This is a genomic window from Methylicorpusculum sp., assembly GCF_030651835.1.
In the GTDB taxonomy this organism is placed as follows: domain Bacteria; phylum Pseudomonadota; class Gammaproteobacteria; order Methylococcales; family Methylomonadaceae; genus Methylicorpusculum.
This window is the reverse complement of sequence record NZ_JAUSBX010000046.1, coordinates 1-13,860: the sequence shown is the minus strand read 5'-3', so window position 1 is coordinate 13,860 and position 13,860 is coordinate 1. Positions and strand designations below refer to the sequence as shown.

The window sequence follows — 13,860 nt, the reverse complement described above, 5'->3', positions numbered from 1 at the left end:
CTGCGGAGCAGTTGACAGCGATCCAGCGCTGGTACCGAATCTTGAGTTTAGCGCTGGTTAAGTATCTCAAGGGGCGTCAATTGCAGTCGCCGGAATGCCTGTCAGCGCCTGCTTAGTGGATTCAACCGCTCTTTTTAGGTTAAAAGGGCTTGGACTGATCCCGTTGATGCCTTTGTTACCGGCTTGCCAATGGGCAGGAAAAGAGCTTCTTCCTTCGGAAAGCGAAGGTTTTTCCATGATCAGTCCCATCGAAAGGACGATTAACGATCACTCATTATTTACAGGTGATGACTTTTCACGACCTCATCAGATTCTGTGGCATAAAAACGCGTATATTGAATCTATCGGAGGATGGCCAAAACCCACTCGAAAAGAAGATTTGGTGATCATCGGGGGTGGCATGAGTGGGTTGATGAGTGCTTACTTATTGCGTGACAAAAAACCGGTAATCTTGGAACAGGCCAGCCGTTTTGGCGGTAACGCCAAGGGTGAAGCCTGGAATGGCTTGCAATACTCAATCGGCGCAGCCTATTTAATCAAGCCCGAGCAGGATTCAGGACTCTATAAACTCCTCAAAGACCTTGGCATTAGCCATGATTGGACAATAAAGAGCGGCAGCGAAAGCAATGTCGTTATAAATGGTAAATTGATCGAAAACTTCTGGTCAGGTAACTCAGAACCCAATCATCAAGCCACGTATAAAAGGCTATATGATTATTTTATGTCGTTCATTACCGAGGGCGGTAATACCTTTCCTGACTACCCGACCCAAGATGCCGCTCTACGCCGCTATATCAACAAACTCGACCAGGAAGATTTCTACAGCCATTTGGAAAGAATAGTCGGTACCGCCCTTCCATCGCATCTAACCACATTGCTTGAACATTATTGCTATTCCTCATTTGCTGGCTCTTCTAAAGAAATATCCGCAGCGGCGGGCATTAACTTTTTTGCTGCAGAATTTTCGGATGTCGCGGTGTTTCCGGGTGGTAATTCCTATTGCTTATCCGGTTTTCCCCAAGGGTTATCCGGCAATACCGGCTATCCCAGCCGATCAAGCTCTGCTTTGCTCAAGTCCAGCACTGCCCTTGCGGGGGTCTGCACCGCTTATTTTTTTTATGCGTTTTAGACATAGACATTTTATTTCCGGGTCAAAACCTTAAAACTTCATTATTAAATTCAGTGACTTAACAACCTGGACGCACTCTTTTTTGTGAGGAAAAGCTGGGATTTAACGTCACGCAGTTGCCATTTCCTTGAGGATCAACTGTTGTCTGTCGTCGCTGTTGGACGCCAGTCCGAATGACACCCCCTGGTATAGGAAAACAACCATGACTCGCTGCGCACCGCGAGTAACAAAAAGTGCGCATTGATGTGCTGTTTCTACACCTTGCAGAAAGGTCAGTCTCTTGCATCCATCGCTCACCGTCGCGAGAACTGTGTCCGTAGAAAAAGTGGCATCGGGAGACCTTATGGCAGCTTGCCCTGCGGTCTCTCTGTGAGCCGGTTCGCCTGCTCGCGACGAAAAATAAGTAGTTTTGGACACGCCGGCCCACCTCAACACCGCCATGGGCCTATGACAGTGTTGAGGTGGGCTTGTCTTGATCAGACCCTATTCCATGTTAATGACTTAAGGAGTTACTGTGCAGGAGATCCATCCAGCGGTGCCCGATTTCACGGCGCCGGTTCTGAGGCGGGGAGCGGCCTCGTTCAGCCCAGACGCTGGCCCATGCCCAACTATGGCCTAGGCAGCCGAAAGCTCTTTGATGCCGGCCGCCTCGTCTTGCGGCAACGCTCGCCCAATGGGTTTAAAACGCAAGATGATTACATCGACCGTTGGCGTTTGTTCTGTGCCTATGCCCAGGCCCACGGCATTCAAACCATGGAGGCGGTCAGCCGAGACTTCGTGATCGGTTACGGTCAGCATCTGCAACGCCAACTGACTGCCGGGGTTTACCGCAGCGCCTCGTCGCCCAAGAATTATCTGTCAGCTGTAAATTGCGTGATGAAACTGGCCACGGACGGTGACTGGCAAACGGTCAAGCCGGGGTTGGACTGCGGCATAGCACGCAGGCAGTTCATCCCCCGGCACACTAAAGCCCTTTCGGAAACCCGGCATCGTCATCTTCAACAGGCCCTCGGCGATCGCCTGGCGCATTTACTGGCGCTACAGAGAACCTTTGGCTTGCGCTTCAAAGAGAGCTGCCTATTGAATCCGAAAGCGGCTTTAAAGCAAGCGGAGAAATTCGGCTTTATCGTCATCACGGCGGGCACAAAAGGCGGACGTCGTCGGCAAGTGCCGTGTGATGACCACGGGATAGGCGTGCTGAAGGCGGCGCTGACGCTGCAATGTGGAAACTCGATGATACCCGATCAGCAACTGAGCTACGTTAAATTCCGGAAAGAATGCTATGAGCAAGCCAGAAGCCATGGCTTTGCCTTTCATTCAGAACGGCATGCGTATGCGCAAATGCGTTACCGGGAACTGGTTAAAGCCCCCTGCCCGCTTGAAGCTGGCTGGCCGCATATGGGCAAAGCCAGCCGCAATAAAGAGATGAAAAGAAATGCCAAACTGGCACTAAAGAATTACGGCATCAAATTATCAGAAGCGTTACAAGTGCTATGTGAGCCTTACCTAATTGCTAACATCACTGACGCACAATACGAAAGATTGATTTCTTTAGGCGTTTCCGCATGGAATTTGGCCATTCTGCCTGAGCCAGATCGCCGAGCTCTTTTTCTCAAACAGGCACAAAGCAGCCCTGAGTTTCACGACATATCAGAGAGCGAACTCATCCAACTTATGACACAACAATTGCCGGAGACCGCAAGTTACGACCTTATCATGTTGACTATCCTATCCGGATTGATATGGCGTAAATTGGACCTATTCCCTCGCGATGATCGCATCGTTAAGAAATTTTGGTTTAAACGTCAAGGCCAAAAAGATCGGCTGGAAGTAGAGTCAATCATACCTGAGAGCGCCGGAAAGGGCAGCCATGAGTCAGAGTTCTTGGCCTAACGGCAAACCAATAACTTCGCAATGCTTGATTTACTCTGCCATAAACCGCATCTATCGGGAACGTCACGATCTCGATCAAAACCTGCACTGATTCTATCAGGTGTTTGTTTCGCCCGGCTTAATCGCCGATTCGTCGTTGGTAAGGAAGGATTGGTTCGATACCTAGCCAGAAGGTCATAAGAGCCAGACTAATATTACGCGGTGCCAAGCGGAAAAAAGAATATGATTCAAAAAGCCTTTAAAGATTGTGCCAAAAACAATCTTCCCCTTTCTGAAATTCTTCTGCCGATTTATAACCGTTATTAATGATTTAAGCTGTTCTATTACTGTTTCGTACTATAATAAATTCACATAAATCCCATTCAAATTCGATGCCGAGTGAAAGACGATGGAAGACAGGTGGTTATCCGTAGAAGAAATTTGTGATTACCTCGGTGTAAAACGGGATACGGTTTATAAGTGGATCAACGATAAATCGATGCCTGCTCATCGTGTTGGTCGTCTTTGGAAATTTAAGAAAGAGCAGGTTGATGCCTGGATTGAGGCCGGGGGTGCAGCGGAACACACTAAAAGGAATTCGGACCAGGAATGAATAACGCTAGATACAGCATGTCATTTACAACGGGCGGTCTTTTTCACCGGGAATCGTTGAAGTTTGCCGCGCTGTATCTTGACTTAGGTGAATGGGATGCAACACGAGAGGAAATGATCCGCCGGAACGTTTTGCAGGCAAGAACCTTGAATACGTCAAAACGAATCTGCCGAGAAATCATTTCTCGCCTAAAAACGTTGAGCCGTCAAGAGTTGGGCTTTCTCGTTGAGGCTAACAGGCAGGATCAAGCCTACCTGCTTTGGTTGGCGGTTTGTCGTCGGTACAGATTCATTGCGGATTTTGCAGTTGAAGTCATCCGAGAACGCTTTATCACCCTAAAATCCGATTTGCACCCCATCGATTTCGACGCCTTTTTTAATCGAAAGTCTGAATGGCATGCCGAGCTTGACGAAATTCAGCCATCAACCAAAAGCAAATTGCGGCAAGTACTTTTCAAAATGCTCCGTGAGGTCGATTTATTAACTGAAAGTCATCTGATCAACGCGGCTACCCTTAGCCCGGATTTGATTGAGGCGATTTGCCGAACTGATAGGCGAGAAATCATGTATTTCCCGCTGTTCGAATCCAATTTGAAGGAAATGGCACGATGAACAAGGACGCAGCCAAAATGGTAATGCAAGACAGGTTTCAACATCTTTTCGCTGTAATCTCCGGTCAACGCTTTTTGAAAAAACAGGGGCTTGGCAATGAAGTGCCTTTTTTCATATGTCCTTTTAAACCCGAAGAATCCGTAGAAATGGAACGACTTCAGCGGCAGCTAGTTAACCGTTTGGAACAAATCGGCATTCGAATACTGGAAATCAACCTCTACGATCTCTCAATTGAGATGCTTAAAAAAGAAGGTGATTTCGAATGGATTATCGAAAATGAAGCCAAAATGACCAAACCAAAACTTCAAGAAGAACTCCAAGGTATCCTAAGTGTTGAGCACGCGCTCATCCCGGCAATCGCAGAAATGATTGCAAATGCTGAATTCGATGTACTTTTCCTTACGGGTGTTGGCGAAGTTTTCCCTTACATCCGTTCACATAACGTTTTAAATAATTTGCAAAGCACCGCCAAAGAAAAGCCAACCGTGCTCTTTTTCCCTGGATCCTACACTCATTCGTTAGAGTCGGGTGCCTCGCTGGATCTTTTTGGAAGGCTTCACGACGACAAGTATTACCGGGCATTCAATATCTTTCACTGCGAAGCATAAACGAGGGAATCGTGACAACACTTAAAACCATTTTTCATAAGCCCGTTAATCGCCCAATCGAAGGGGTGATCAAAGCCGATGATGAAGCCAGTCTACGCCTTGAAATCGAAGAATATGTGCTGACCAACGAAGTCGAAAAACGGCTCGAGTCCTTTTTAGATGCCTACAACAACTATGAAGGGGCAAATGGTGTTTGGGTATCCGGTTTCTTTGGATCGGGTAAGTCGCATTTATTAAAAATGCTGGCTCTGCTTTTGGAGGGCCGGCAAATTGACGGAAGCTCGGCTCTTGAATTGTTTCTGCCAAAATGCGGTGACAATGAAATTCTAAGGGGCGATCTCAAGCGCGCGATTAGCATCCCTTCGAGAAGTATCTTATTCAACATTGATCAGAAAGCGGATGTCATCAGCAAGACCCAGATCGATGCCCTCCTGGCCGTGTTCGTTAAAGTGTTTGACGAGATGTGCGGATATTACGGAAAGCAAGCCTACATAGCCCAGTTTGAACGTGATTTGGATAAAGATAACCTTCTCGATGATTTCAAAAAGGCATTTTTTGACTTGGCAGGTAATGATTGGAACTGGGGATGTAGCCGTCCTGCGCGTGTTTCATCCTTTGTCGATGACGCTTTCAATCGCGTCACGCAACAAAATCAAAAGGATGTTTTGGATAAATGCCGGCAGGATTATCGTCTTTCCATCGAAGATTTTGCTGATCAAGTTTATGCCTATATCGAACGGCAAGCGCCCGACTTTCGCCTGAATTTCTTCGTTGACGAAGTGGGTCAATACGTCGCCGACAACGTCAAGCTGATGACGAATCTGCAAACCATCGCCGAAAGCCTGGCGACCAAATGCCGCGGCCGGGCCTGGGTCATCGTGACCGCTCAAGAAGACATGGGCACAGTTGTTGGGGAAATGGGCAAACAGCAAGGTAATGACTTCTCCAAAATTCAGGCGCGATTTGCCAATCGCATGAAGTTAACCAGTGCCGATGTTGCGGAAGTCATCCAAAAGCGCTTGTTGACCAAGAATGAGGCCGGCGTTGGCCTATTGTCGAACATTTACCACGCGCAATCGAACAACTTTAAAACCCTGTTTGACTTTGCCGATGGCTCGGTCACTTACCGAAATTATCTGGATCGAGATCATTTCATTCACAGTTATCCTTTTATTCCCTACCAATTCGCGCTGTTTCAATCGGCCATTCAAAATCTGTCCTTGCACAACGCTTTTGAAGGCAAGCACAGCTCGGTAGGCGAACGTTCCATGCTGGGGGTATTTCAGCAAGTAGCCATTCAAATTGAAGAACACGAGATTGGCCAATTAGCGACCTTCGACTTGATGTTTGAAGGCATACGTTCGGCATTAAAATCCCAAATCCAGCGGGCCATTATTTTGGCCGAGAACAATCTCGACAATCCTTTTGCCATTCGCCTTTTAAAGACCTTGTTCCTGGTCAAATACGTCAAGGAATTCAAACCTACCCTACGCAATCTCTGCATCCTGATGCTGGAGAGCTTTAATCAAGATTTACCCGTGCTTAAAAAACGGGTTGAAGAAGCCCTAAATTTACTTGAGCAGCAGACCTATGTGCAGCGAAATGGCGAGCTCTACGATTACCTGACCGACGAAGAAAAAGACGTCGAAGAGGAGATCAAAAATACCGAGGTTGAAACGACGGATGTCGCCTCAGAACTTGAAAAAATTGTCTTTGACCATGTTTTAAAGCAGCGAAAGCTTCGTTATGACGCCCTTGATCAGAAAACGAGCGGGCAGGATTATGCATTCACCCGTAAATTAGACGAGCGATTGTTTGGACGCGAATATGAATTATGCATTCATGTCATCAGCCCATTTCACGAGCATGCCGACAACCAAACGGCTTTGGTCATGCATGCTTATGGCCGCGACGAACTCCTGCTGGTTCTGCCCTCGGATGATCGCCTGGTGCGCGATATTTTGATGTACAAACGCACTGAAAAGTATATTCGGCAAAATATCTCCGTTACCCAACAGGAGGCGATTAAACGCATCCTCAATGACAAAGGTTTCCAGAACCGGGAACGCTATGCCGACATTCAGCAGCGCGTTCAACGGCTCATGGGCAAGGCTAAATTGTTCGTAGCCGGCAGCGAAATCGAGATCGGTTCGGAAGACGCTCAAACCCGAGTATTGCGGGGCTTCCATGAACTGGTTGCCCGCGTCTATCCCAATTTGCGGATGCTGCGTGGCATTAACTACACCGAAAATGACATCGCCAAATGCCTTAAATACGCCGAAGACGGTCTATTCGGTAATGATGTCACCTCGCTGGCCGAGTCGGAACAAGAACTGCTGGCCTTTATCCAGAGCAATAATCGAGGCGGTGTCCGTACCACGTTAAAAAGTCTGCTGGAAAGGTTTGAGCGTAAACCTTATGGCTGGTATTACGCCGCCGTGCTGTGCACCCTGGCCAACCTCTGTGCCCGAGGAAAAGTCGAGGCACGCACCGACGGCAATCTGCTTGAAGAAAACGAATTGGAGCGAGCGCTTCGTAATACCCATGGGCATGGCAATTTGGTGTTGGAACCCCAGGTTGAGTTCACCGCCTCGCAGCTACGAGTTCTTAAAGAATTTTATGAAGATTTCTTCGATACCCCGCCCCGTGCCAGCGAAGCCAAAGCCCTTGGCAATGAAACCGCTGAGGCATTCCAGGAACTCACCCAACAACTCATACCGCTAGCGGCTCAGACAGCCCGGTATCCTTTCTTGAGCGCACTCAATCCAGTGCTTGAAAAGCTCAAAGAGCTGAACGGCAAGCCCTACACCTGGTATCTGACCGAACTCGCTCGACAAGAAGACAGCTTGCTGGCCATGAAGGAAGGCGTGATCGATCCCATCCGTAAGTTCATGAGTGGCCCGCAAAAAGCCATCTTCGATGACGCGCGCACATTTGTGCAAACGCAAGAGCCTAATTTTGCCTACGTGATAAGCGATGTTCCGGCCTCGATTCAATCAGTACTGAACGATCCAACCTGTTTCAAGGGCAATCGTATTCAACAAATAAAAAGTGACCTCGATGCTTTGGCCCAGGAAATCGATAAGCTAGTTGAAGAGGTTCGTTCTCAGGCCATTGAAAAACTTAAAACCTTGCAGCAACGTATGCAAGGGCAGGAAGAATATAAAAAGTTACCCGACGTCAGAATGGCCGAACTGGATGCCCCGTATCAGGAGTTGATTGAACATATCCAACAGCAAAGCCTGATTGCAGTGATCAACGACCGTTTGCGTTATTTTGAGGAGCAGGGTTACCAAAAACTCCTGACTAAGCTAATTGATTTAACAGCGCCCAAACCAGCCCCTAGTGCGAAGTCAACCGATTTGTCTGAAGGTGATCGTGACAAACCTATTTCAGAGCCAAGACCGGAATATATTGCCTCGCGTCATATCAATGTTACATTTGATAAAGCCTGGCTGGCTGACGAAACCGATGTCGAGCGCTACCTGGAATCCATGCGTGAAGCTTTGCTTTTAGAAATCCGCAAAGGCAAAAGGATTCAAATCTAGGAGCTGCGCATGAATGAAACCGAGCGCCAAATTCTTGAACTCATCGGTCAAGGTGAAAGCCTGACACTTGAGTTCAAAAGCGACCTCAAAAGTCTGCCCGACCGCGAACTGATTGCCGCTGTGGTTGCTCTGGCCAATACCGAAGGGGGCGAGTTGCTGCTTGGCGTGGAAGATAACGGTGATATTACTGGCTTGCATTCCAATCATAAAAATCTTGCAAGTCTGCCCGCCCTAATCGCCAACAAAACCAATCCAGCCATAGCTGTCCGGGTTGAGCGCTGTGAGATACAAGGTTATTACATCGGACGTATCACTGTGCCAAAGTCCAGGCAGTTGGTCTCCACCTCGGATGGCCTTCTGCAGCGTCGTCGCCTGAAATTGGATGGCACGCCCGAAGCGGTGCCGTTTTATCCCCATGAATTTATTCAACGACAGTCTGCTATGGGACTAACCGACCCCTCGGCCATGCCGGTGATCGATGTCGCCGTTGAAGAACTTGACCCCTTGCAGCGACTGCGTATTCGTAATGCCATCAAAAAATACGGGGGTGATCAGAGTTTGCTGCCCCTGGCAGATAATGAGCTGGATGGCGCACTGGGTCTGGTAGTCAATGATAGTGGCCGGAGGATTCCAACAGTAGCGGGCTTGCTGCTACTGGGTAGCGAAATTCAGTTGAGACGTCATCTTCCCGCTCATGAGGTTGCATTTCAGGTGTTGCGCGGCACCGACGTTCAGGTCAACGAATTTTTCCGTAAACCTCTGTTGGAAACCTTCGAAGAATTAGAGTTACTGTTCCGGGCTCGGGTCAGCGAGGAAGAGATTCAGGTTGGCCTATTTCGGGTACCCATTCCTAACTTCGATCGTCGCGCCTTTCGCGAAGCCTTCGTCAACGCACTCGTTCATCGTGACTACAGTCGCCTGGGTGCCGTGCATGTCAAGCTGGACGACGAGGGTCTCGCTATCAGCAGTCCTGGTGGCTTCGTCGAGGGTGTTACCCTGGATAACTTATTAGTCGTCGATCCCCGTTCCCGTAACCCGCTGCTGGCGGATATCATCAAACGCATCGGACTGGCGGAACGCACCGGGCGAGGGATTGACCGTATTTTCGAAGGCATGTTGCGCTATGGTCGCCCAGCGCCGGATTACACCCTGTCGTCTCCCTACACGGTTTCGGTAAGGATGGCGGCGTCTGATGCCGACCTCGATTTCTTGAAAATGGTTATTACCCAGGAAGACCAGCGCGGTGACATGCCCATTGATTCACTGATTATTCTCTCGCGCTTGCGAAACGAACGTCGCCTAACCACTGCCCGCTTTGCCGGAATAATTCAAAAACCAGAGCCTATAGTTCGCGCAACGATTGAAAAATTGGTCGAAGCCGGATTGGTCGAGGCCCATGGATCAGGCCGTGGCCGGAGCTACACGCTGAGTGTCAAGTTCTACCGCCATACTGACCAAAAGGCCGCCTATGTAAGGCAGGTGGGCTTTGACTCCATTCAACAGGAACAAATGGTGCTCAGCTATATAGACAAGCACGGCAGCATAAAACGTGCAGATGTCATGGACTTATGCCATCTTACCCGAGACCAGGCGTACAAACTCCTTGCGCGCTTAAAGAAGCATAACGAGATTGATCAAATCGGAGACCGAAAAGGAGCGATTTATGAGCGCAAGCGCTAATTTATGCGCCAGACGCAAATATATGCGTTGGTTTATGCGTCCGCGCATAAAAGCGTGTAAGGCAAGTATCACTCCCATGTTCTCAGGGTCTTCCGTGGTTAAAAATGATTCGTGTGGATTAGTGTCTATTCGTGGTTCAAGGGAAAAATAATGGAAACCGCCAAACTCAAACGCTTTGCCCAATACGCCCGCCGCAGCCTTAAGGAACAAATCGAAACCAAGCTCAAGCAAGTATTGGCCGAAGACAGTGCCGCCCGCCGGGAAAGCGGCCAAGCCATTAAGAAATTAGAACGTGCGATTCATGATGACGGTAAAGACCAGGTGATCGAGCGCGTAGCCTACACGTGGTTCAACCGCTTCTGTGCGCTGCGCTTCATGGATTTGAACCGCTACAACCGTGTCGGCATTGTTTCTCCGGCTGATCCTGGGCAATTCCAGCCCGAGATATTGGCCGAAGCCAAGATGGGCCATATAGATGAGGAGATGGTACATGACAAGATTCGGCAGCAAATCTTTTCGCTACTCGATGGCAAAGTGCCCAGCCGCGATCCGCAAGGCGAAGCCTATCGGCTATTGGTCGTCGCTGCGTGTAACTACTGGAACAAATCCATGCCGTTCCTGTTTCAGCGGATTGAGGACTACACCGAATTATTAATGCCCGATGATTTGCTGTCGGGTAATTCGATTTTGGCTTATACCCGCGAATCGATGACGCCCGACACTTGCCAAAATGTTGAAGTCATTGGTTGGTTGTATCAGTTTTATATCAGCGAAAAGAAAGACGCGGTCATTGGTAAAGTCGTTCAAAGTGAAGATATTCCCGCCGCAACGCAATTATTTACACCGAATTGGATTGTGAAATACTTGGTGCAAAACAGCATCGGACGTTTGTGGTTAATGGCAAATCCACATTCGCATTTAAAAGAAAAATGCCACTTAGATTATTACATTCAACCCGCCGAGCAATCACCTGACGTTCAAGAAAAACTCAACGCTTTAATTCAATCTCGCATCGCGCTCGATGGTCAGTTTTTAAATCCTGAAACCTTAACCGTTTTAGACCCCGCCTGCGGTTCAGGTCATATTTTGGTTGAAGCCTACGATATTTTAAAAGGCATTTATGAAGAGCAAGGTTATGAACCAAAAGCCATTCCGCGTTTAATTTTAGAAAAAAATCTCTACGGTTTAGACATCGACGACAGAGCCGCGCAACTTGCCGCGTTTGCCTTGATGATGAAAGCGCGAGCCGATGACAGACGCATTTTTGTCAATCCGCCAAAACTCAACATTTTGTCTTTGCAATCCACTGAAAAATTAAATTTAGCGCAGCTTTGGCACAAACTCGATTTGTACAAAGAAGGCAAAATCGGCGCAACCAGTTCGTTATTTGAAGAACCACAACTGAATTTAACCGACGAAATTAACCGTCAAGAATACAAGCTATTGGCTGAAATTTTACCGTTATTTGTCGAAGCAAAAACCTTCGGTTCGTTAATTCAAGTGCCTACAAAATATGAAAAACCGTTAGCCGATTTACTCGCGCAATTAGAAAATTTAGAAATCAACGGCGATTCGTTTCAAAAAAATACCGCGAAAACCTTACAACCTTACCTTCAACAAGCCCACATTTTAGCGATGAAATTCGATGCCGTTGTCGCCAATCCGCCGTATATGGGCAATAAATATCTGAATCCGTTGTTAAAAGATTATTTGAAAAAACATTACAAAGGATTTGAAAAAGACCTATTTTCGGCTTCGATGATTAGGAATTTAGCGTTTGCAAAAGAAACCGCACAACTCGGTTTTATGTCGCCGTTTGTTTGGATGTTTATTTCGTCTTATGAAGAATTGCGAACGCATTTTATTGACAACGCCACGCTAACAAGTTTAATTCAACTCGAATACTCAGGTTTTGACGGTGCAACCGTTCCAATTTGTACTTTCACGCTCGACAAAACTCACATTCCAAATTACACAGGCAGTTACATTAAATTATCGGATTTCAAAGGACACGAAAACCAAGCACCCAAAACAATAGAAGCCATTAAAAATTCAAACTGCGGCTGGTTTTACAACGCAAAACCCGATGATTTCAAGAAGATTTCAGGTAGTCCTGTGGCTTATTGGGTGAGTGATGATGTAAGAAATGTTTTTGCAAAAAATTCTAATTTAAACGAGATAGCAAATGCTGTTGTTGGATTGCAAACAGGTAGCAATGAACGTTTTATAAGGCTATGGCATGAAGTAAAAACGAACCTTATTTGCTTTGGAATAGGAAGTCGTGAAGAAGCAAAAAATTCAAGTGCTAAATGGTTTCCATACAACAAAGGAGGCGAGTGTCGTAAATGGTATGGAAATCAAGATTTCATTGTAAATTGGAAAAATGACGGTGAAGAAATACGAAATTTCGTTGATGAAAAAGGAAAATTACGTTCAAGACCACAGAATATAGATTCTTATTTTCACTCATCAGTAAGCTGGTCGGATATAACATCAGGAATAGCAAGTTTTAGATATTTTCCAAATGGTTTCATTTATGACGTGACTGGAATGTCTGCTCAATCTGAAGATGAAGCTGTTTTAATGCGTGTATTAGCTTTTTGTAATTCTAAAGTTGTGCAGTGGATTGCAAAAACACTAAATCCAACAATGCACTTTCAGGTGGGAAATTATGCCAGCCTCCCTGCATTAGAAGATGTATTTTTAAGTGTCAATGTTTCAACAATTCAAACAGCAATCGAGTTAGCAAAAACCGACTGGAACAATTACGAAACCTCATGGGATTTCACCGAAAACCCGCTGATTCGCCAAAAACAACCCACCTTAAAAGCCGCTTTTGAGCAATGGCAAACGCAAAACCGCGCCGTCATCGACGAAATGCAACGCTTGGAAGAAGAAAACAACCGCCTGTTCATCGAAGCCTACGGCTTGCAAGACGAATTGTCGCCCGACGTGCCAATTGAGCAAATCACGTTGGTTCGCGCTGACCGCGAAAAAGATTGCCGCGATTTTATTTCTTACGCGGTCGGTTGTTTGTTTGGGCGTTATTCGCTCGATAAAACGGGCTTGATTTTAGCCAGTCAAGGCGAAACGCTAGAAGATTATTTAAAACAAATCCCTGAACCAACGTTAACGCCTTGTGAAAATAACGTGCTGCCGATATTAGACGGCGATTGGTTTTCAGACGATTTATCAGAGCGATTCCGTGAATTTTTGCGGGTGAGTTTTGGTGAAAAACAGTACGAAGAAAATCAAACCTTTATCGAAGCATCGTTAGGTAAAAAAATCGGACAGTATTTCATCAAAGATTTTTATAACGACCACATCAAACGCTACAAGAAGCGTCCGATTTATTGGTTGTTTTCAAGCCCGAAAGGCAGCTTCAATGCACTGATCTACATGCACCGCTACCGCCCGGATACGGTCAGCGTGGTACTCAACGACTACCTGCGCGAGTTCCGCACCAAACTCACTGCCCATAAAAATCATCTGGAAGCGGTCAGCATCAGTGCCAGTGCCACCCAGAGCGAGAAAACCAAAGCCCTGAAGGAAATCGAGAAGATCAATAAAATCATCGCGGAGTTGGCAGCCTACGAGCGCGAGGTCCTGTACCCGCTGGCCACTCAACAAATCGACATCGATCTGGATGACGGCGTTAAAGTTAAATCACCCCCGGCAAAGCCGGGGGCTTATATCTGTTAGCCCCTCAAAGGGGCATGTTCATGGACCGCCTAAAGGCGGATTTGCTTGCCCAAAGAGCGTTAGTTGCTCGTAACGTTCTTCTTCACGCTCTTGCTCG

General features: G+C 47.2%; 9 protein-coding genes. 8 read left to right on the top strand and 1 reads right to left on the bottom strand.

Translation table 11 applies throughout. From position 1 onward, the window contains the following. Nucleotides 1–166: 166 nt before the first annotated feature. Entirely contained in the window at nt 167–1,129 is a 963-nt protein-coding gene (locus Q7V32_RS05880; RefSeq protein ID WP_304896048.1) for an FAD/NAD(P)-binding protein, read from the top strand. 108 nt (nt 1,130–1,237) lie between these two features. On the opposite strand, the gene Q7V32_RS05875 is transcribed toward Q7V32_RS05880, so the two are convergent. Further along, complete coding sequence (locus tag Q7V32_RS05875) at nt 1,238–1,546, bottom strand: hypothetical protein (protein WP_304896047.1); 309 nt, start codon at nt 1,544–1,546, stop codon at nt 1,238–1,240. Between the two features lie 30 nt (nt 1,547–1,576). On the opposite strand from Q7V32_RS05875, the gene Q7V32_RS05870 reads away from it, so the two are divergent. The 7 genes from Q7V32_RS05870 (at nt 1,577) to pglX (ending at nt 13,763) form a co-directional block, all read left to right on the top strand. Next, nucleotides 1,577–3,022, top strand: a complete 1,446-nt coding sequence (locus Q7V32_RS05870) for an integrase domain-containing protein (protein ID WP_304896046.1) — start codon at nt 1,577–1,579, stop codon at nt 3,020–3,022. 388 nt (nt 3,023–3,410) lie between these two features. Next, nucleotides 3,411–3,614 (top strand): helix-turn-helix domain-containing protein, encoded by a 204-nt coding sequence (locus Q7V32_RS05865; RefSeq protein ID WP_304896045.1) that lies wholly within the window; start codon nt 3,411–3,413, stop codon nt 3,612–3,614. Nucleotides 3,615–3,631: 17 nt separating this feature from the next. Then, complete coding sequence (locus Q7V32_RS05860) at nt 3,632–4,225, top strand: DUF1819 family protein (RefSeq protein ID WP_304896044.1); 594 nt, start codon at nt 3,632–3,634, stop codon at nt 4,223–4,225. A gap of 17 nt (nt 4,226–4,242) precedes the next feature. After that, entirely contained in the window at nt 4,243–4,833 is a 591-nt protein-coding gene (locus Q7V32_RS05855) for a DUF1788 domain-containing protein (RefSeq protein ID WP_370691425.1), read from the top strand. An 11-nt stretch (nt 4,834–4,844) separates the two neighbouring features. After that, nucleotides 4,845–8,381 (top strand): BREX system P-loop protein BrxC, encoded by a 3,537-nt coding sequence (gene brxC / locus Q7V32_RS05850; protein WP_304896042.1) that lies wholly within the window; start codon nt 4,845–4,847, stop codon nt 8,379–8,381. A gap of 9 nt (nt 8,382–8,390) precedes the next feature. Then, nucleotides 8,391–10,061: an RNA-binding domain-containing protein gene (locus tag Q7V32_RS05845; protein WP_304896041.1), complete on the top strand. Its 1,671-nt coding sequence runs from the start codon at nt 8,391–8,393 to the stop codon at nt 10,059–10,061. Between the two features lie 150 nt (nt 10,062–10,211). Further along, entirely contained in the window at nt 10,212–13,763 is a 3,552-nt protein-coding gene (gene pglX / locus Q7V32_RS05840; RefSeq protein WP_304896040.1) for a BREX-1 system adenine-specific DNA-methyltransferase PglX, read from the top strand. Nucleotides 13,764–13,860 lie beyond the last annotated feature (97 nt).

Excerpts from the sequence above, each read along its gene's own strand:
- Q7V32_RS05870 (WP_304896046.1), top strand. The coding sequence starts at position 1,577 with ATGACAGTGTTGAGGTGGGCTTGTCTTGATCAGACCCTATTCCATGTT.
- Q7V32_RS05860 (WP_304896044.1), top strand. The coding sequence starts at position 3,632 with ATGTCATTTACAACGGGCGGTCTTTTTCACCGGGAATCGTTGAAGTTT.
- Q7V32_RS05855 (WP_370691425.1), top strand. The coding sequence starts at position 4,243 with ATGGTAATGCAAGACAGGTTTCAACATCTTTTCGCTGTAATCTCCGGT.
- pglX (WP_304896040.1), top strand. The coding sequence starts at position 10,212 with ATGGAAACCGCCAAACTCAAACGCTTTGCCCAATACGCCCGCCGCAGC.
- Q7V32_RS05845 (WP_304896041.1), top strand. The coding sequence starts at position 8,391 with ATGAATGAAACCGAGCGCCAAATTCTTGAACTCATCGGTCAAGGTGAA.
- Q7V32_RS05865 (WP_304896045.1), top strand. The coding sequence starts at position 3,411 with ATGGAAGACAGGTGGTTATCCGTAGAAGAAATTTGTGATTACCTCGGT.
- Q7V32_RS05880 (WP_304896048.1), top strand. The coding sequence starts at position 167 with ATGCCTTTGTTACCGGCTTGCCAATGGGCAGGAAAAGAGCTTCTTCCT.